18 protein-coding genes are annotated in these 17,719 nt (G+C 62.4%); 7 read left to right on the top strand and 11 right to left on the bottom strand.

Features of this window, described 5'->3' with window-relative positions; all coding sequences use genetic code 11:
• Window positions 1–156: 156 nt before the first annotated feature.
• The 7 genes from ABJF10_RS09125 to ABJF10_RS09095 form a co-directional block, all read right to left on the bottom strand.
• Window positions 157–711 carry a DUF1003 domain-containing protein gene (locus tag ABJF10_RS09125; protein WP_348544242.1) on the bottom strand — a complete coding sequence of 185 codons (555 nt, stop codon included), beginning with the start codon at window positions 709–711 and terminating at the stop codon, window positions 157–159.
• Window positions 712–914: 203 nt separating this feature from the next.
• Window positions 915–1,427 (bottom strand): N-acetyltransferase family protein, encoded by a 513-nt coding sequence (locus ABJF10_RS09120; RefSeq protein ID WP_348544241.1) that lies wholly within the window; start codon window positions 1,425–1,427, stop codon window positions 915–917.
• 53 nt (window positions 1,428–1,480) lie between these two features.
• Window positions 1,481–2,071 (bottom strand): GNAT family N-acetyltransferase, encoded by a 591-nt coding sequence (locus ABJF10_RS09115; protein ID WP_348544240.1) that lies wholly within the window; start codon window positions 2,069–2,071, stop codon window positions 1,481–1,483.
• Between the two features lie 30 nt (window positions 2,072–2,101).
• Window positions 2,102–2,419, bottom strand: a complete 318-nt coding sequence (locus ABJF10_RS09110; protein WP_348544239.1) for an H-type lectin domain-containing protein — start codon at window positions 2,417–2,419, stop codon at window positions 2,102–2,104.
• Window positions 2,420–2,541: 122 nt separating this feature from the next.
• Window positions 2,542–3,237, bottom strand: a complete 696-nt coding sequence (locus ABJF10_RS09105) for a TIGR00266 family protein (RefSeq protein ID WP_348544238.1) — start codon at window positions 3,235–3,237, stop codon at window positions 2,542–2,544.
• Between the two features lie 85 nt (window positions 3,238–3,322).
• Window positions 3,323–3,874, bottom strand: coding sequence for a GrpB family protein (locus tag ABJF10_RS09100; RefSeq protein ID WP_348544237.1), 552 nt, complete (start codon window positions 3,872–3,874; stop codon window positions 3,323–3,325).
• 20 nt (window positions 3,875–3,894) lie between these two features.
• Window positions 3,895–5,394 carry a hypothetical protein gene (locus tag ABJF10_RS09095; protein ID WP_348544236.1) on the bottom strand — a complete coding sequence of 500 codons (1,500 nt, stop codon included), beginning with the start codon at window positions 5,392–5,394 and terminating at the stop codon, window positions 3,895–3,897.
• A 120-nt stretch (window positions 5,395–5,514) separates the two neighbouring features.
• Here ABJF10_RS09095 and ABJF10_RS09090 point away from each other — a divergent pair, with 120 nt between their 5' ends.
• Window positions 5,515–5,724 (top strand): hypothetical protein, encoded by a 210-nt coding sequence (locus ABJF10_RS09090; RefSeq protein ID WP_348544235.1) that lies wholly within the window; start codon window positions 5,515–5,517, stop codon window positions 5,722–5,724.
• A gap of 105 nt (window positions 5,725–5,829) precedes the next feature.
• Here the strand turns inward: ABJF10_RS09090 and ABJF10_RS09085 are convergent, their stop codons facing one another.
• Complete coding sequence (locus ABJF10_RS09085; protein ID WP_348544234.1) at window positions 5,830–7,197, bottom strand: DUF2254 domain-containing protein; 1,368 nt, start codon at window positions 7,195–7,197, stop codon at window positions 5,830–5,832.
• An 83-nt stretch (window positions 7,198–7,280) separates the two neighbouring features.
• Window positions 7,281–8,057, bottom strand: a complete 777-nt coding sequence (locus ABJF10_RS09080; protein ID WP_348544233.1) for a PRC-barrel domain-containing protein — start codon at window positions 8,055–8,057, stop codon at window positions 7,281–7,283.
• 691 nt (window positions 8,058–8,748) lie between these two features.
• Here ABJF10_RS09080 and tig point away from each other — a divergent pair.
• The 6 genes from tig to tsaD all read left to right on the top strand — a co-directional run bounded on the left by tig (window position 8,749) and on the right by tsaD (window position 15,162).
• A complete protein-coding gene (gene tig / locus ABJF10_RS09075; protein WP_348544232.1) occupies window positions 8,749–10,089 on the top strand; it encodes a trigger factor in 1,341 nt (446 codons plus the stop codon).
• Between the two features lie 8 nt (window positions 10,090–10,097).
• Entirely contained in the window at window positions 10,098–10,784 is a 687-nt protein-coding gene (locus ABJF10_RS09070; RefSeq protein WP_348544231.1) for an ATP-dependent Clp protease proteolytic subunit, read from the top strand.
• Between the two features lie 28 nt (window positions 10,785–10,812).
• Complete coding sequence (clpX, locus tag ABJF10_RS09065) at window positions 10,813–12,099, top strand: ATP-dependent Clp protease ATP-binding subunit ClpX (RefSeq protein WP_348544230.1); 1,287 nt, start codon at window positions 10,813–10,815, stop codon at window positions 12,097–12,099.
• Between the two features lie 91 nt (window positions 12,100–12,190).
• Entirely contained in the window at window positions 12,191–12,763 is a 573-nt protein-coding gene (locus tag ABJF10_RS09060; protein ID WP_348544229.1) for a Uma2 family endonuclease, read from the top strand.
• Window positions 12,764–12,847: 84 nt separating this feature from the next.
• Entirely contained in the window at window positions 12,848–14,149 is a 1,302-nt protein-coding gene (locus tag ABJF10_RS09055) for a S41 family peptidase (protein ID WP_348544228.1), read from the top strand.
• Complete coding sequence (tsaD, locus tag ABJF10_RS09050; RefSeq protein ID WP_348544227.1) at window positions 14,149–15,162, top strand: tRNA (adenosine(37)-N6)-threonylcarbamoyltransferase complex transferase subunit TsaD; 1,014 nt, start codon at window positions 14,149–14,151, stop codon at window positions 15,160–15,162. The genes ABJF10_RS09055 and tsaD overlap by 1 nt, the downstream gene beginning before the upstream one ends.
• 285 nt (window positions 15,163–15,447) lie before the next feature.
• Here tsaD and ABJF10_RS09045 read toward each other — a convergent pair whose 3' ends face one another.
• Window positions 15,448–16,329, bottom strand: coding sequence for a polyprenyl synthetase family protein (locus ABJF10_RS09045; protein WP_348544226.1), 882 nt, complete (start codon window positions 16,327–16,329; stop codon window positions 15,448–15,450).
• A gap of 88 nt (window positions 16,330–16,417) precedes the next feature.
• Window positions 16,418–17,710, bottom strand: coding sequence for an FHA domain-containing serine/threonine-protein kinase (locus ABJF10_RS09040; RefSeq protein ID WP_348544225.1), 1,293 nt, complete (start codon window positions 17,708–17,710; stop codon window positions 16,418–16,420).
• Window positions 17,711–17,719 lie beyond the last annotated feature (9 nt).

Below are 17,719 nucleotides of genomic sequence, written 5' to 3'. Positions count from 1 at the left end.
GTGGCAAAAGGGTGTAGGGCGCGTGTCCCCACGCGCCGGGCTGCCACTGCGAACCTGGCGCACTCCCGGCGCGTGGGGACACGCGCCCTCCACGATCCCCTCCGCTTGGACGTCCGCGGCGCGACGTCCCTGCCGCAACTCGACTGCGCTCGAGCACTATGGCTTTGGCAGGGAGGCCAGGATCTTGCCGTGCAATTCCCGGGTCAGCGACTCGATGCGTTCGCTGAGTTGCTGGGTCAGTTCAGTGAGTTTCGTATTTTGCTGGAGCAACTGGGCCAGCTTTTCCATCTCCTGGGCGGCTAGATCCTGCCGTTGCGCCGCGGCGACGGCGAGATCTTCGCGGTGCTTGGCGTCGGCATCGGCGTGGGCCTTGTCGCGGTCGGACTGCCGGGTCTGGGCCAGCAAAATGAGCGGCGCCGCATAGGCGGACTGGAGGCTGAACGCCAGGTTGAGGAGGATGAAGGGATAGATGTCGAAGTTCGTGACGCCGGTGACGTTCAGGATGATCCAGAGCAGGACGAGCACTGTCTGCACGACGAGGAAGACGGGCGTGCCGAAAAAGCGCGCGAAGCCCTCTGCTTTCAAGGCAAACCAGTCGTCGCCGAAGGCAGACGAGAGATGCACGTGCGGCAGGTGGAAGCGGAAATGGTGATGCTCGTGTTGCGGCTTTTTCTCCGGGGTAGCGGCGGCGGAAACGTCGGGTTTAGTCATATTTTCGCTGTTTGTAGCGTTAGACGCCACTCAGCGCCACCCGAAAGCCCGCTGGCCGTCAGAAATCAGAAGGTAGCGATCGGATTGATCGGCGACCCGGTGGCACCCGGCACGGCCAGCGGTGAAGCGGTGAGGAGGAAGAACAAGGGTGGCAGCCACGGCGGCGAAGCGGCGGAGCCGCGCGCGGTCAGCTCGTTCGTAGCTCATACTCGCCCCAGCATCTTCTGCATGATGTAGACATCGAGCAGTTTTCCGAACTTGCGCCCGACTTCCCGGAGCGTGCCCACGTGGACAAAGCCGGCGCTCTCGTTGAGGTGGACGCTTTCGCTGCTGCCCTCGGCGACGCGCGCGATGAGCGTGTGATACCCGAGCCGCCGGGCCTCCGCGATGATCGCGTCCTTCAACCGGCGACCGATGCCCCGCCCGCGATGCCCCGAGTGAACGTAAAACGAAGTCTCGGCGGTATCATCGTAGGCGCTGCGCTCCGACCACCGCGTGAGCGACGCCCAACCGACGACCTGGCCGGTTACCTCCGCCACCAGCACCGGGTGCCGCTCGTCGTGCGACTGCAACCACTGCGTGCGCTCGGCCGCGCTTTTCACCTCGGTATCGAACGTGGCCGTGGTGGTTAAGATCGCCTCGTTGTAAATGTCGGTGATGGCGGGCGCATCGGCCAGCCCGGCCCGGCGGATGGTGATGGAGACACCGGTCGTCATAGGCGAACAGCATGGCCCAGATTCGCGGCGGAAGGCGAACATCCGTTGGAGCCCTACGCGAGGGTGGAGTCGGGCTGATCGCGGGGGACAAGGGCCAGGTACTCGGCCACCCCCGATGCTCCGAGTGGTTTGACCAGCACCCGGATATGATTGAGCCGCCCCCCGGTTTCGACGCCCGCGCGAACCCGCACCTGCTGGAAGCCATGCCTCGCCCAGAAACGCTCCGCGCGGGCGCTGCCCTCGACCACCCCCAGCCGCAACCACTTCGCGCCTGACGCGCGCATCCATGCCTCGAGCGCGACGAAGATTTCACTCCCGACGCCCCGCCCGTGCAGGTGCGTCGCCACCAGGAAAAGCGCGATGTGCCAGACCTGTGCTGCGCAGAGATCGGACACGACGACGGCGACTCCAATCAACTCGTCATCCCGGTTGAACAGTCCGGCGAACCAGCGCTGGGTGAAGGTGAGATGCGCGGGCGGGAAGTCTGCGAATTCGACCTGCGCCTCGTCGGGCTTGGCGCGGCGCCCGTTCGTGGCGAGAAAGTATGCCGGGTGGGCGTCGAAGAGAGCCTGCACGCGCGGCACTTCCGCCGCGATCAACTCCCGCCCGTAGTAGCCGGCGGATTCAAAAATCGGCGGCAACATGGGGGGTGTCGCGAGGCCAGCGCCGGCGCTTTACGCGCCCAAGGCGAGCCAGCTGAACTCCACGGAGTAAACCCGCGTCTCCCGCCAACTGGAGATCTCCGCCACGAAGCTCTCGTTGGTGATCTGGGTGGCGCGGAGGATCAGTCGATTGCTATCGCGCTGGTCGAGATCGAAGCCGGTGAGACCAAGATGGACGATCGGCGGCGATCCGAAGGGCGCGGCAAAATAGACGGTGAAGCGGAAGACACGGGCATCTTCCGCTCCATCCGCGAGAGGTTCGGCAAGGTTCCATCCCTCGGTGAGCACACCGAGTTGGAGCGAGGCAGACAGACTTTTCCAAGGCAGCATTGAGCTATTCATAATTGGCAATGGTTCACTGGTCCCGCTGCCGGGGGATCAGGCGGTGCAACGCGAACAAAAACAGTTTTGCCCGCGGAGCGCAAGGCTGGGACGACGGCGCGTTTCCCCGCCTATCCCTTCGCGGGGATGAAGGGGATGATGGCGTGGGCGAGATTGGAAACCGTGAGTGTCTGGAGCCAGATGCGCCCCGGACCGGTGAGGGCGGCCAGGAAAATACCGTCTCCGCCGAAGAGCATATTGGCGATACCCTTGATGCGGGTGATCTCGAAAGTCACGCTGTCTTCGAACATGCCCACGTGGCCGGGGTGGACGCGCATCGTCTCTCCGGCCGCCAGATCGTAGGTGACGATCTCGCCGCCGAGCTCAATCCACGCAGTGCCGGCGCCGCTCATTTTTTGCAGGATGAATCCGCTGCCCCCGAAGACGCCCGCACCGAGCGATTGCTGGAAGCCGGCTCCCAACTCCACTCCACTCGTGCCGCAAAGGAAACCGTGACGATGAATCATGTAACTGCGGCCCGCCACCACTTCGACCGGGAGGATGTGACCGGGCAACTTGGTGGCAAAGGCCACGACTCCCGTAGCGCCCTCCGCCCGGTATTCCGTCATGAACAGCGAGCCACCACCGACCACGCGCTTGAGCGCTCCGAAGAATCCGCCGCCGCCCCCACCGGCGCTCGTCGAGGTATTCATCTGGATGGAACTGGTCATCCACGAAAGCTCGCCGGATACCGCGATCACCCGCTCCCCACTGTCGAGGGTGATGCTGAGGACGGGCATGGTGGTACCGATGATCTCGTGTTGCATGGGCGGGGATGCTGGAAGCGCCGATCAAAAGCTCAAGTGCAAAAGGGCAAGTGAACACCCGGACTGCGGGCGCGGTACGAATGCCTCACGGTGGGCCCCCTTTTCCGGTCTCCCTCAACGCTCGGGCGATGATCTGCTCGACGACTTCTGTTTTCGCCTGTGCGTAGGCATTCATGTCGGGCCAGTCTTCACCTGCCAGCTTCCGCTTCACGCCTTCGTAGAGCAGGCGGTCTTCCGGGAAAGCCCGGAGGCGGTCGCGAAAAGCGAGATGGCGTGTGACCTCGACGCAACCCCGGGAAAAAATGTGCACATGGACATCCAGCTCCCGAGTCCTGAACATCCGGTGCTGATGCCAGTCCGGCTCCCGCACCCGCAAGACATACCCAGCCTGTACCAACGCTGGGAGATACGTCGCTTCGTCGCTGGAATCCGCCACCAGCACATCGATGTCGATGATCGGCTTGGCCGCGAGTCCCGGCACGGAGGTCGATCCCACATGCTCGATGGCGAGCGCACTGCCGCCCAAGGCCCGCTCGATGATCTGCGCCTGTTTCCGGAATTGATCCGGCCACCGCGGGTCGTAGTCGACGACGACGATCGCCCTCTTTTCGATGCCGCCGATCAATACGTCGTCCATGGTTTTTACAATTAGCGTGACTAAGGCGCGGCGAGCTTTTTCAGGATGGCGGCCGCGCGCTCCTCGAAGAGCTTCTGCCACTCGGGGGCGACGAGTGAATCACAATCTTCCTGCGCGTAGCCCGTGTTCCGGCGCTGCACGGCAGTCGGCGTGTAGTAGATGTAGCCATTGGTGTAACCGGCCACGAAGGCCAGGGGATCGCCGACGGCGCGCTTGATGTTCAGGCCGATCTCCACGGTGAGTTCACCGGGAAACGTCACCAGCTTGAAATCGCCGATCCGCACGCCCGCGAGTTCGACGTCGATGGTCGGTTTTCCCGCGGCTTGGGTTTGTGCGAGGTGCTTCTTGAGCAGGGCGAAGTTCGTGGTCAGGCGGGTGAGTTCTTCCATGATCTGGATGTTCTGCAAATAGGCCTCCACCTCCGCGCGATTGGCAGCGTCGAGCTGGGGAAGATCGTCGCGGCCCAGGGCGCGATCGTGGAGATAACTTTGCGCGTGGTGCGAAGGAAACTCCGGCCACATCCGTTGCTCCAGCAGCAGGGGGAGGAAGGCCTTGAAGTTGATGTTCGTGGGGCGGAGCTTGGACAGGAGCTTGACCTGCTCCGCTTGATTCGCCGCCATACGCTGCTCGAGGTCGTTTCCCCGCGGCAGCACGAGGATCTCGCTGGAGCACCGGAGGGGCGCGTTCTCCTTGCTCTCGATCTGGTGCACGGCCTGCAAGACGCTGAGACCGAGTCGGTTTCCGAGGATCTCGGCGTTATGCGGCTCGGTCACCTCCTTGTAGCGGACGGGATTGATGTCACCCGCGCATCCCTGGATGAAAAAGGCCAGCGCGCCGTGACCGATATTCTCTTCGATCACTTTCGAAGCGAAGCCGGGGTAGTCCGCGGTGTTGCCGCCGCCGGGCATGCCCATGATGGGGTGGCAGGCAAACTCGTAGAGCACGGCCAACGGGCCGCCGTCCACGCGATCCAGCCGGAGCACCGCGATCTGCGGATCGATGGGCCCCACGCCGGCGATGTCTTCGTCGCGCGGCATGGCATAGGCACGGCGCATGTCGACCTCGCTGCCATCCTTCATCTTCAGCCGCCGATTCTCGCTGATCCGATCCTCCTGCCCGGTCCCCGCCCCGACCTTCACGGGCACCAATTCCTTCGCCGCCATCTTCACGGCCTGCACGGTGAGCGTATCCGCATCCGCCCGCACGATGCTATGACAATGGCTGGCATTGATGAGGACATTTTCCGGGGGAATGCCGAGATCCTTTTGCAACTGGGCGCGCACGCTCGCGAGATAGCCGTTGCCGATCCGGCCGATCTCGCCGATGGCCACCACATCCACCGTGACGATGACCACGGTGCGATCGTCGCTCTGCAGCACCAAGGCTTTCACATAGGAAGAATCGTTGACCGGCCCGGCGGAACGATCGGTGATCTCCACCTTGGCGACGCCGGCCTTGAGCGGAGCCGCCACGGCTAGCGGGGCCAGCAAGAGGAACACGAGGAGGGAGAGGTGTTTCATACCGCCCGTCGTAGCGACGATTGGCGGTCAAGTCGAACCCGGATCCCGCCGAGGCCGAAGTCTGCACTTTGCGCTGGCGAAACCGGAAATCACCGATAGAGAGACAAGAAACGACAGAATATGAAAGCGCTCGAATCTACAGTGCCGTTAGCAGTCCTCGATGTCCCGCAGCGGCGCGGTGGCGTCTATGTCACGCCACCCGCATCGGTCGACGAACCGACGGCCTTGATGTGTGGGCGCGACTGTCCGCACAAGGGCTGTGGCAGTTCCTGCATGCTGGTGAAAGGCCATGCCGGCCAGCACCGCTGCATCGCCCATCATCAGTGGTGAGTCTGCCGGCGTGCGGCAACCAAGCACCTGCCCGAACAGGCCTTGGACAAGCACGTCGGCGTGTCCGGTTCGGGCTCGGCCGCGAGCAACGGAAGAGCGCCTTCTTTACAGCCCGGCTTTTCCTGCTCCCGGCATGCCAGTGGACGGGGTATGCGTAAGCTGGGGCAGTCCTGCGACTCCGCCGAGGGCGTTTCGCACCAATGCAATTTCGCCATTGATGCGTTCGCGATCGTAGGGTGCCGCCACGGCACGATCGGCCAGGTCCACGATGAGGCGTCCGTGCTCCAGTAGTATCCTTCTGCGAACCGGATCGTCCGTTATTCCAGCGACGCGGTTCAGCAGGCGCAGCATGCTCAGGTGGATGGTGACATTGCCCTGGGCGCAGAGGCGGATCTCATCGAGCGATTTTGCCACAAAATCCCCGAACGCGGGTGCCGGGGCCACGACGCGCAATTCTTCGCCGTCCTGCCGGTAGGGCGATGCCATTCTCCGGCGCGCCAGCCGCGAGAGGATTGCGCCGAGATAATCCAGGCACGAGACGGCGGTGGTCGTGTCGTTGACGCCGGGTGAAAGAGCCTTCAGCGCGATGTCCACGATCTGCCGAACGCCAAAGCCGGCGTCCTGATCGACGGTGCGAAAATTGCCGATGGCGAAAAGCGCCGGGAGGCTGGCGAGCGCGTCGTCTTCCAGCGCGCGGGCGCTGGAGAGGATCGGCGCGCCCTCCACCACGAATTCGCCGACCTCGCTGTTCAGACGCAAGACGGTTTTCCACTCCGCAGCCCGTTGCATCAGAGTTTCCGTCGCGACCGATTGCAGGTAGCCGGTCGCAAATGCGGGAATCGGATGCCACGTTTTCTCGTCCACTACCGCCACGGCGGCCGATTCGTCTTCCACCGGCTGGCCGAGTTCTTGCGGAAAAAGTTTGTCGATCGCCTCCGTGGTTTCTTTCGTGATCGCGTCAAGAATGTACGACGCCTGGATCGAAGCGGCGATATGATGGATGAAGAAGATCAAATAGCCGATCCCTACCAACGCTAAAAGCACGCCGAAGAAGACCGCCAGCAAGGGGACAAAGCCGCCCCCTTCCGCGCCACCCCGGATGGTGCGCAAAACGATCAAGCAATAGGCGTAGATGCCAACGAAGACTCCCAGCACGACTTGATTCGTGATGTCGCGCATGAAGTTGCGCAGAATCCGCGGCGTGTATTGCGTCGAGGCCAGTGAGAGCGTGACGATGGTGATGGAAAAGGCCACGCCCGCGACCGTGATCATGGAGCTGGCGATGGCCGTGAGCATGCCCCGCGCCCCCTCCGCGCCGGCATTCAGAAAGGGAAGCCAGCCGAGCGGCTTGAGTTGATCGGCGAAGGTGACATCCAATTCGACAAACCCCAAGCCGAGAATGATCGCGGCCAGGACAAGGACGCCGGGCACGAACCATAAGCTCGAACGGATCTCGATCCAAAGTTTACGCATGGGGTCAGGCCTTTGTCTGGTTCACTCGATGGGTGCGAGTGCGGATGACGAGAGGTGCGGCATCTGGTGGAGGATCTGACGTCCTACTTTGAAGCCACCGCATCCCAGTAGCTTTTGTATCCGTAATGGTCGACCAGACGTTGTTCATAGGCGCGGCTGATCGGCGCTCCATCGTCGTATTCGGGCGCCGCCTTGATCGTCGAGCGCGGCAGATTGACGAATACTTTGCCGGTTTCAAAGCTGATCTCCTGGATCCAATTTGGCGCGACGAGCACATGCTTCCCCGGAAACCATTTGCGGGTGTCGACGACCAGATAGCGGATGCGCCAATCGGCGTCGTCAAAAAGGAAATCCTCGATATGCCCCAACTCGCCGTCCTGCGCGTGAATGGAGTAGCGGGCGACTTCGCCGCTGCTGCGCAGGCACGGATCCCCCTTGTCCTCCGGCGGTACTTTTGGCTGCAGGTTCTCCGACACCTCCGGTTCATCCACCGTCAGCGGCGGCATCATTGCCATGCCGGCGCCAGTCCCCGGCACGACCCAGTAGGGAGCCCACGCATAATGGCGATAATACCGCTCTTCGTACTGCCGCGATACCGGCTTTTCCGATTCGATGGGCGGGCTGTTGCGTACCTGTTCTTTGTCGAGGTGAGCGACGATGCGCGAAGCCTGTTCGTCGATCTCTCCAAGCGCAGTGGGCGCAATCAGCACATCGCGCCCCAAGAGCCACGACCCGGCGTCGACCACCAAATAGCGGATGGACCAGCTATGATCATCGAACAACATTTCGCGCAGTTTCCCTATTTCACCGTCCTTGGCCGCCAGAGCGCAGCCGATGAGATGTTTAAACTTTCGTATCATACCCAATGCATCGGCTTCTCACACCGTCATGGCTGTAATTTTAGAAGCCCTCTCTTGAGATGAAAAGTCGCGGCGTGGCCCGCGAACGGCACCAGCGGACGCAGGCGTTCGGCGGAGTGCCGGACGAGGCGCCGCATGCGCGATTGCGAACCGCAGTCTGGCGGTCGCTTAAAAATCCTTTTCGATCAAGGCACGCCAGCTCCGCTGCGAGGCTGGCTGGACAAACACACGGTCTTCACGGCCTACGAAAAGGGATGGGACACGGTCGCTCCGCTCCGTTCGGGTGCGGGTGGGGCGTCTCGCCGCCATGCACTTTTTCCTCAAGGCACGACGAGACCTCTAGAGTGGAGAACGATCGGAAAGTTCGTTCCGGCGGGACGCCGAAACCGGCATCCGGGACGGATGCGCTCCCCGGAGTTCGCCGCCACGCACTCTCTGTTGGGCGACCACCGTTTTACTGAAACCGCTCCAACGCAGAGGGGGCGAGGGAAGGCGGGAGGGGCGCAGAGGAAAAGGGCTCTCTTTCTCTCTGCGGCCCACCACGTTCTCCGCGCCCTCGGCGCTTACCACCAGGGGCGCCGGGTCGGCTGCCGGATTTTATGACACGGCGATTTTTGGCCAAGGGGCGAATTCCCCCTTTGCATTTCCCAGTCAGCCGCTATCTTTCCCGCCCCTTTTCCCAACCAATTCCATGAACGTCGTCGTCGAAAATCTGCCCAATTGCATCACCACCCTCCGCGTTGAAGTGGAGTCGGACAAAGTCTCCAAAGTGTGGAATGACGTGGCCGGCACCTACACGAAACTGGCGCGCATTCCCGGCTACCGCGCCGGCAAAGCGCCCAAGGCGATCATCGAGAAGAAGTTCTCGAAGGAGATCCGCGAGGAACTCGAGAAGAAGCTCCTCTCCGAGGCCTGCAAGGAGGCCATCCAGGAAAAAGGGCTGAAGGTCATTTCCCTGACCAACGTCGACGACGTGGAGATCGCCGAGGACAAGACGATGAAGTTCACGGCCACGCTCGTGACCCGGCCGGATTTTCAGTTGCCCGTTTACAAGGGTCTCGTCGTCCCGCTCCCTTCGCTCGACGTGACCGAGGAGGAAGTCGACAATTCGCTCAACGAACTGCGCGAGCAGGCGGCGGATTTTGCGGACGTCACCGAGGATCGCGGGGCGCAGATGGAGGATTTCGTGGTCATCAATTACCGCGGCACGATCGACGGCGCTCCCGTGAGTGAGAAATTCCCGAAGGCCGGCGCGCCGCTCTCGGGCAACGACGATTTCTGGATCCACATGGTCCACGAGGCATTCTTCCCCGGCTTCTCCGAGGCCTTGGTCGGCACCAAGCCGGGCGAGACCCGCAAGTTCGAGGTCGAGGTGCCGGCGGAATTCCCAGTCGAGGGCCTGCCCGGGCAGAAGATCCAGTACGAAGTGACCGTCAACCTCATCAAGCAGAAGGTGCTTCCTCCGCTGGACGACGCGTTTGCCGACACCATCGTGAAGGGCAAGACGCTGGCCGAAGTGCGCGAGGTGGCGAAGGAAGAGATCAGCCGCCAGAAGAAGGCGGATGCCGAGCAGGGCAAGCGCGCGGAAATCATGCGCCAGCTTCTCTCCCAGGTGGAGTGCGAGCTGCCCATCGACATGGTGCGTCAGGAAACGCGCCGCATCCTGGCCGATATCGTCCGCGAGAACCAGGCCCGCGGCATCGCCGACGATGTGCTCAAGCAAAACGAGCAGGAAATTCTCGGCAGCGCGGCGGCGAACGCCCGCGAGCGGCTGAAGGGCGCCTTTATTTTGCTGCGCATCGGCGAGGCCGAAAACATCAAGGCGACCCAGCAGGAGTTCGATCAGCGCATCGCCTACCTGGCGGCGCGTTACGAGATGAAGGTCGACAAGCTTTTGAAGAAACTCGACGAGCGCAATGCCGTCGACCAGATCCTCGAAGAGGTGCTGACTGGCAAGATTCTTGATTTCCTCGCGGCGAGCGCTAGCGTTTCGACCATTCCCGCGGTGGCGGAAGCGCCGGCGCAGAGCTAAAGTCTTCTATGATCATCAAACCCGACAGTCGCATCGCCGCTCCGCAGAGCAATTACTACGTCCCCATGGTCGTCGAACAGACGGGGCGTGGCGAGCGCAGCTACGACATCTATTCCCGGCTGCTGAAGGACCGCATCATCTTCCTCGGCACGGCGATCGACGACGGCGTGGCCAACTCGGTCATCGCCCAGTTGCTCTTCCTCCAGATGGAAGACGGCAAGAAGGACATCAACATTTACATCAACTCGCCCGGCGGCAGCGTGACCTCCGGCCTGGCGATTTATGACACGATGCAGTTCCTGACCTGCGACGTGAATACCTACTGCATCGGCATGGCCGCCAGCATGGGCGCGGTCCTCCTCGCCGCCGGCACGAAGGGCAAGCGTTACGCGCTGCCGAATTCCGACATCATGATCCACCAGGTGAGCGGCGGTGCGCAGGGCACGGCCAGCGACGTCGAGCGCACCGTGGAGTTCATGTTCAAGCTCAAAAAGCGCCTCATCCACATCCTCGCCCTGCATACCGGCAAGCCCGATGAACAAGTGAAGCTGGATTCCGACCGCGACTACTACATGTCGGCGGATGAAGCGAAGGCCTACGGCCTGGTGGATGAAGTCGTGAAGTCGCGCAAGGAACTCAAGCTTCCGGAAGCCGTGGCCGATGCCGCCGCCTCGCTGGCGGATGTAAACCCGTAATCAACCCTCATTTCGATCCCGCACTTCCATGGCCCGCGCGAACAACCTCACGATGTGCAGCTTCTGTGGCAAGAGCCACGCTGAAGTCCGGAAGCTCATTGCCGGCCCCGGCGTGTACATCTGCGACTCCTGCATCAATGTCTGCAAAGGCATTCTCGACAAGGAGCTGAACGAGGACGCGCGCAAGAATTCGACGACCCTGCGGGTGCCGAAGCCGATGGAAATCCGCCGGCAGCTCGACCAGTTCGTCATTGGCCAGGACCGCGCGAAGAAGACGCTGAGCGTGGCGGTGCACAATCACTACAAGCGCATCCTGCACAACCAATCCGTGGGCACGGGCAACGCCGTCCAGCAGATGGATCCGTTGGGCGACGTCGAGATCGACAAGAGCAACGTGCTCCTCATCGGCCCGACCGGCAGCGGCAAGACCCTGCTCGCGCGCACCCTGGCGCGGATTATCGATGTGCCGTTTTGCATCGCCGATGCCACCACGCTGACCGAGGCTGGCTATGTCGGCGAGGACGTGGAAAACATCATCCTGCGCCTCCTGCAGGCGTCCGATTACGACGTGAAGCGCGCCGAAATCGGCATCGTCTACATCGACGAAATCGACAAGATCGGGCGCAAGACCGACAACGTCTCCATCACCCGCGACGTGAGCGGTGAAGGTGTCCAGCAGGCTCTGCTCAAGATCCTCGAGGGCACCACCTGCAACGTGCCGCCCCAAGGTGGCCGCAAGCACCCGCACCAGGAATACATCCAGGTCTCCACGGAAAAGATTCTCTTCATCTGCGGCGGCGCGTTCGTCGGCCTCGAGAAGATGATCCAAAAGCGCATCGGCAAGAAGGTGCTCGGTTTCGGCGTCACCGCCGCCGAGGCCACCGAAGCCGAGATTCCGGCCAGCGAAGCGATCCGCTTCACCGAGCCCGAGGATCTGCTCAGCTTCGGCATGATTCCCGAGTTTGTCGGCCGTCTGCCGGTGGTCACCGCGCTCGACCAGCTCAGCGAAGACGAGCTCGTGATGATCCTTACGGACACGAAGAACGCCATGATCAAGCAGTTCACCAAGCTGCTCTCCATGGAAGGCGTGAACCTCAACGTGACGAAGGACGCCCTGCGCGCCCTCGCCGCCGAGGCCGTGAAAAAGGGCACCGGCGCCCGTGCTTTGCGCAGCATGCTCGAGCGCATCATGCTCGACATCATGTATGACGTGCCGAGCCGGGACGACATCGCCGACGTCACGATCAACCGGGCCGTCGTCGAAGGCAAAAAGACCCCGCTCATCCGCCGCAAGCAGGACAAGGACGCGGCTTAGGGCGGAGCAGAATCCGGTTTAAAGTGCCTGCCCGGTGGCGTGCGGGCAGGCGTTCCTTGCAGTATCCGGAGATTCCGGTAATATCGGTCGCATGCTCTCCGTGCTCGATGAACCGGCCTTTCGACAGCGTGTCTCGCGGCTCAGCTTGAAGGAGTACCATCAACTCGGGGAATACAACGAGAATGGAAAACGCACGGAATTGATCCGCGGCTTTGTCATCGAGAAAATGAGCAAATCCCCCCTTCACGGTACAATCGCCTCCATGCTTCAGGAACTTCTCATCCCGCGGGTTCCTTCGGGTTTTTTCGTTCGCCGCGAGGAGCCGCTAACATTGTGTGATTCCGAACCCGAGCCTGATATTGGAGTAGTGCGAGGGCAGCGGGGCGAATATCTCGAGGCGCATCCTGCCACTGCCGCGCTCGTCGTTGAGGTAGCCGTTAGCAGCCCTGAAGCTGACCGGGCGCTGGCAGAAATCTACGCAGAGGCTGGAGTGGAGGAATATTGGATCGTTCTTCCGCTGGAGCGTCTTATCGAGTGCTACCGTCATCCCGAAGGCAGCCGATATCGGGAGATGCGCACTTACTCTCAAGCGGAAGAGATTGCGAGCGACGCTATCCCCGGCCTGCGCCTCGCGCTCGCCGAACTTTACGCCGCTCTTCCGTAAAGGAGAACGGGTTGGCGGACCTCAGGCTTCTAATCCCGCCCCTACTTCGTGGACAAGGCGGCGGCGCGTGCTAGCTTTCGGGCCATGAAAAAGCGGCTTCTGCAAAGTCTCGTCGTCGTGCTCGTGGTCTTTAACGTCGTGGTCGGCGTGCGCGTTTACCAGGCGGTGGGTGCGCAGGAGAAGGACGACGCCGGCTATGCGAACATCGCCGTCTTTGCCCGGGCGATGCAGCTCATCCGGCAGGATTACGTGGATGAAAAGAAGGTCACCTACGAGGAGTTGACGCACTCCGCGATGCGCGGCATGCTCGGCAATCTCGACCCGCACTCGCAATTCATGGAGCCGAAGGATTTCAAGGGCATGCAGGACGACACGAACAGCCGGTTCGGCGGCCTCGGCATCGTGGTGGCCCAGCGCGATGGGAATATCGTGATCGTCACGCCGATGGAGGATTCGCCGGGCTTCAAGGCCGGGCTCCTGCCGAACGACCAGATCGTGAAGATCAACGGCCAGTCCACCGACAAGATGGACCAAAGTGAGGCCATCAATCAACTGCGTGGCGATCCGGGACAGAAGGTGACGCTGACCATCCTGCGCCCCGTGACCAAGGAGATCAAAGATTTCACCATCACCCGCGAGAACATCAAAGTGGCGAGCGTGAAGGATGCGAAATTGTTGTCCGCGGATCTGGGCGGCGATTTCAAGGTCGGCTACGCGCGAATCACGCAGTTCAACGTGCCCACGGCGGAAGAACTCGGCAAGAAGCTGGACGATCTCCAGGCCAAGGGCATGCAGGCCTTCATCCTCGACCTGCGCTACAATCCCGGCGGTTTGTTGAATTCGGCGGTGGATGTGTGCGGGCAATTCCTGCCACCCAAGACGCTCGTCGTTTCCACCGAAGGCCGCGTGGCGTCGCAGAGCCGCCAATATCGCACGGCGGACACCGTGAAGCCGCGTCCGCGCTTTCCGTTGGCGATCCTCATCAACGGTGGCAGTGCCAGCGGCTCGGAGATCGTGGCCGGCGCGCTGAAAGACTTGAATCGCGCGATTCTCATTGGCGAAACGACCTTCGGCAAAGGTTCGGTCCAGAGCGTGATCCAGCTCCAGGACGGCTCGGCCATGCGCCTGACCACGGCGAAGTACTACACGCCCAGCCATACGGTGATTCACGAGCACGGCGTGGCGCCCACCATCCGGGCGACCCTCACGCCGGACCAGGAGCGTTTACTCATGATGCAGCGCCGCGATGAGGCGGGGATCGACCCCGATCACAAGGAACTCGCCAATTTCCGCGACACCCAGCTCGAGCGGGCCGTGGATGCGCTCAAGGGCGTGATGATCTACGCGGACAAGACGGGCGGCCCGAAGAAAGCCTCGGCGAACTAGTGGCGGCGGATACTTCGGCGCGGTTGGTCGTGGCGATCGAGACGTCTTGCGACGAGACAGCGGTGGCCATCTTGCGCGGGCAGGAATTGCTCGCCAGCGAGGTGGCATCGCAAATCGCCCTGCATGCGCAGTATGGCGGTGTCGTGCCGGAAGTGGCCTCGCGCAATCATCTCCGCATGCTCCAGCCGGTGATCGATAGCGCGCTCGCGAAGGCCGGCATATCTCTGAACGACGTGGGAGCCTTTGCGGCGACGTGCGGGCCCGGGCTGGCGACGTCGCTGATGATCGGGACGTCGGCCGCCAAGGCTTTGGCCATCGGCTTTCGCAAGCCGTACCTCGCGATCAATCACATGGAGGGACATTTGCTCTCGCCGTTCTTCGGGACATCCGAAGGCATTCGCCCGGCCATTGCGCTGGTCGTCAGTGGCGGCCACACGCTGCTCGTCGAGATCGAAGGTTTTGGCCGTTATCATCTCCTGGGTCAGACGCAGGATGACGCCGCCGGCGAAGCCTTCGACAAGGTCGGCAAGCTGCTGGGTCTCCCTTATCCGGGTGGTCCGAATGTCGATCGCATCGCGCGGGACGGCGATGTGGCCCGATTCGATTTCCCGCGCAGCATGCTCCACTCGGACGACTTCAATTTCAGCTTCAGTGGGCTGAAGACCGCCGTGCGCTACCTGCTGCCGAAGTTGGAGACCGTCAGCCTGCCCGATGTCTGCGCCTCTTTCCAGGAAGCGGTGGTCGAAGTGCTCGTGACCAAGACCCTGCGCGCCGTGCAAGCAAAACGACAACACGTGGTCGCCTTGAGCGGAGGCGTGAGTTGCAATTCGCGCCTGCGGGAAGCGATGCGGGCGGCCTGCGCGGCGCGTGGCGTGGAACTGCTCGTCGCCTCGCCCGCGCTGTGCACGGACAACGCCGCGATGATCGGTTACGTCGCCGCGCTCAAACTGGCGCACGGCGAAAGTTCGTCTCTGGCCTCAGACATCGATCCCAACCTGCGTTTGGTGGCTTAGGGAAACTGCAGCCGCTGCTGATTGATTGAAACGCAGAGACGCGGAGGCGCAAAGGGCGCAGAGAGAAGAGAGAGGGCCGAAATAAGCGCGACTCTCTTCGCTCTGCCATCGAGACCGCTGGTTGCTCAACGGGGTTCTTCGACTCCGTTACACTCCGCTCAGAATGACACCGCGAGGGGAGTTGCGCTTCTTTCACTGTCTCCAAGCTTTCCCTCTGCGGCCCTCTCTCTTCCCTCTGCGCCTCTGCGTTAAAAGAGGCGGTGGCGACAGTTGATGCGAACCGTTTCAGTAATCGCGGACGAGCAGGTAGTCCGCGAAAGCGCGCAGCGTGGCGGCGCTTTTGCCGAAGGGCTTGAGCGCGGCGTGTGCGGCGAGGGTGAGGCGATGGGCCTCCTCGCGCGAGCGTTCCAGCCCGAAGATGGCGGGGTAGGTGGCCTTGGTCGCCGCCACGTCCTTACCGGCGGTCTTGCCGAGCTTTTCCGTGGTTTGCGTGACGTCGAGAATGTCGTCGATGACCTGGAAGGCGAGGCCGAGGGACTGGCCGAAGTCGGTGAGGTTCTTCAGCCGCGCTGGGTTGGCGTTGGCGCTCATCGCGCCGAGGCGGATGCTGGCGGTGAGCAGCGCGGCGGTCTTGCAGCGATGGATGTATTTCAGTTCCGCGCCGGTGATCTTTTTGCCTTCGCCCTCGAGGTCGGCCACCTGGCCGCCGATGAGCCATTGGCTGCCGGAGGCGGTGGCCAGTTCGCGAATCAAGGCCGGCATTTTGTAGCGCGCTGTTTCCACTGCTTGCGCCAGGATTTCGAACGCGATGGTGAGCAGGCCGTCACCGGCGAGCACGGCGACGCCTTCGCCGAAAACCTTGTGCGACGTCGGCCGGCCGCGGCGCAAATCGTCGTCGTCCATGCACGGCAGATCGTCATGAATCAGCGAATAGGTATGGATGCACTCGACGGCACACGCCGCGGGCAAAGCTCGCGAAACCTCTCCATCACAAGCTTCGGCGGCGGCCAGAGTCAGGGCGGGGCGCAGGCGCTTTCCTCCGGCAAAGAGACTGTAGCGCATCGCCTTGTGAATGGTGCCGGGTTTCACCGTGGCGCGCGGCAGAAAGCGATCGAGGGCGCGATCGATCAGTTTGCCGCGGGTGGTGAGGTAGCTTTTCAAGTCCATGAGGGGCAGGAGAGTGGGAGCGAAGCGTTGCCGGAAAAAGCGGAAAAGTGAAGCGGATGTTGGCGCTTCGCGCGCAGATTATTCGCGATCAGCGCCGGCTGAATAGACTGGACCGTTTCTTGGAGGCATTGGCGCCGCCATCCGCCGCCTGCTCCAGCCAGTGGGCGATCTCCAGCTTCAAGTCGTGCGCGGTCGAGAAGCGCTCCTCGCGATTGAAACTGAGCGCGCCGGCGCAGATGGCGGCCAGGCGCTCGGGCAAGACGCCGCCCGGGATATGGGCCGGCGGTGGCGAGGCGGCGAGAGCCTCCGCGGGGGACGAAGTCGAGTGCAGGGTCTCCGCGACGATTTCCTCCTCGGACTCGCCGTTGTTGAAATTGCGAAGCGTGAGGATGCGAAATAGAATCGCACCCAAGGCGAAGACATCGGCGCGCGCGTTGATTTCATCGACATCCGCCGCTTGCTCCGGCGCGAGGCAGCGTGAGATGGGCGGAGGGGCGGCCGTCTCCACGGCTTGCAAGCGTGTCTTTTCCTCGTCGCGCGGCTCGCCAATCCGGGCGGTGCCCCAATGATCGACGAAGACCTCACCGAAGCGGCCGAAGACAATCGCCTCCGGATGCAAGCAGCCGTGGACGACTCCGCAGGCGTGCGCAAAGGCGACGGTGTCGCAGGCCTTGAGAAAGATCGCGAGCAGGGAGTGCAGCGTGGCGTGGGGTGCTTCGCCGTTGGCCGCCATGCCAGTGAGCAGAGAGCCGAGCGATTCACCCTCGATGAATCGCGTGGCGGAATACAGGCCAATCTCGGCGTCGAGCCCGAAGTCGTAGACTGGCAAAATGCCGCAGTGGGCGAGTTGGGCGACGATTTGATTTTCGCGAATGAAGGCGAGGACCTGCGCTTCATTTTCCTGGCTGGCCCGATGCAGCACCTTCAAGGCGACACGCCGCTGCAACACGGTATCGCGGGCTTCAAAAATAGTGCTGGTGCGGCCTTCGATGATGACGTCGCCCAGAGCATAGCGCGAGGCGCGCAGAAAATCTTCGGGGAGATGCCGAAAGGCGGAGGCGGGCAGTCCACCGCGTTGAAAAGTGAGCCGCGCATCCCCCACCATGATTTCGCTTTCGAGGGTGATCGGCGTGGAAGCTTCAATCGCGCAGCCATCGACGAAAGTGCCATTGGCGCTGCCCAGGTCCTCGAGAAAGAGATGCTCATCGCTGGCGACGGTGAGACGGGCGTGTCGGCCGGAAATGGATTCGGCATCGACGACAATCTCGTTTTTGCGCTCCTGGCCAATGATGTACTTGCCGCGGCGCAGCAGGCAGCGGGCGATCAGTCGTTCGTCCTGGCGGACGACGGCTTCGAGAGCGAGGAAGGAGGAACTCACCATGCGCAAGAA

Source organism: Chthoniobacter sp. (genome assembly GCF_040003245.1).
Taxonomy (GTDB): Bacteria; Verrucomicrobiota; Verrucomicrobiia; order Chthoniobacterales; family Chthoniobacteraceae; genus Chthoniobacter.
Note: the sequence above shows the minus strand (reverse complement) of the source record. Positions and strands in the feature narration are given on the sequence as shown.

What these genes read in the sequence shown, in the direction of transcription:
- ABJF10_RS09125 (WP_348544242.1), bottom strand. Translation starts at nt 711, where the DNA reads ATGACTAAACCCGACGTTTCCGCCGCCGCTACCCCGGAGAAAAAGCCG.
- ABJF10_RS09120 (WP_348544241.1), bottom strand. Translation starts at nt 1,427, where the DNA reads ATGACGACCGGTGTCTCCATCACCATCCGCCGGGCCGGGCTGGCCGAT.
- ABJF10_RS09115 (WP_348544240.1), bottom strand. Translation starts at nt 2,071, where the DNA reads ATGTTGCCGCCGATTTTTGAATCCGCCGGCTACTACGGGCGGGAGTTG.
- ABJF10_RS09110 (WP_348544239.1), bottom strand. Translation starts at nt 2,419, where the DNA reads ATGCTGCCTTGGAAAAGTCTGTCTGCCTCGCTCCAACTCGGTGTGCTC.
- ABJF10_RS09105 (WP_348544238.1), bottom strand. Translation starts at nt 3,237, where the DNA reads ATGCAACACGAGATCATCGGTACCACCATGCCCGTCCTCAGCATCACC.
- ABJF10_RS09100 (WP_348544237.1), bottom strand. Translation starts at nt 3,874, where the DNA reads ATGGACGACGTATTGATCGGCGGCATCGAAAAGAGGGCGATCGTCGTC.
- ABJF10_RS09095 (WP_348544236.1), bottom strand. Translation starts at nt 5,394, where the DNA reads ATGAAACACCTCTCCCTCCTCGTGTTCCTCTTGCTGGCCCCGCTAGCC.
- ABJF10_RS09090 (WP_348544235.1), top strand. Translation starts at nt 5,515, where the DNA reads ATGAAAGCGCTCGAATCTACAGTGCCGTTAGCAGTCCTCGATGTCCCG.
- ABJF10_RS09085 (WP_348544234.1), bottom strand. Translation starts at nt 7,197, where the DNA reads ATGCGTAAACTTTGGATCGAGATCCGTTCGAGCTTATGGTTCGTGCCC.
- ABJF10_RS09080 (WP_348544233.1), bottom strand. Translation starts at nt 8,057, where the DNA reads ATGATACGAAAGTTTAAACATCTCATCGGCTGCGCTCTGGCGGCCAAG.
- tig (WP_348544232.1), top strand. Translation starts at nt 8,749, where the DNA reads ATGAACGTCGTCGTCGAAAATCTGCCCAATTGCATCACCACCCTCCGC.
- ABJF10_RS09070 (WP_348544231.1), top strand. Translation starts at nt 10,098, where the DNA reads ATGATCATCAAACCCGACAGTCGCATCGCCGCTCCGCAGAGCAATTAC.
- clpX (WP_348544230.1), top strand. Translation starts at nt 10,813, where the DNA reads ATGGCCCGCGCGAACAACCTCACGATGTGCAGCTTCTGTGGCAAGAGC.
- ABJF10_RS09060 (WP_348544229.1), top strand. Translation starts at nt 12,191, where the DNA reads ATGCTCTCCGTGCTCGATGAACCGGCCTTTCGACAGCGTGTCTCGCGG.
- ABJF10_RS09055 (WP_348544228.1), top strand. Translation starts at nt 12,848, where the DNA reads ATGAAAAAGCGGCTTCTGCAAAGTCTCGTCGTCGTGCTCGTGGTCTTT.
- ABJF10_RS09045 (WP_348544226.1), bottom strand. Translation starts at nt 16,329, where the DNA reads ATGGACTTGAAAAGCTACCTCACCACCCGCGGCAAACTGATCGATCGC.
- ABJF10_RS09040 (WP_348544225.1), bottom strand. Translation starts at nt 17,710, where the DNA reads ATGGTGAGTTCCTCCTTCCTCGCTCTCGAAGCCGTCGTCCGCCAGGAC.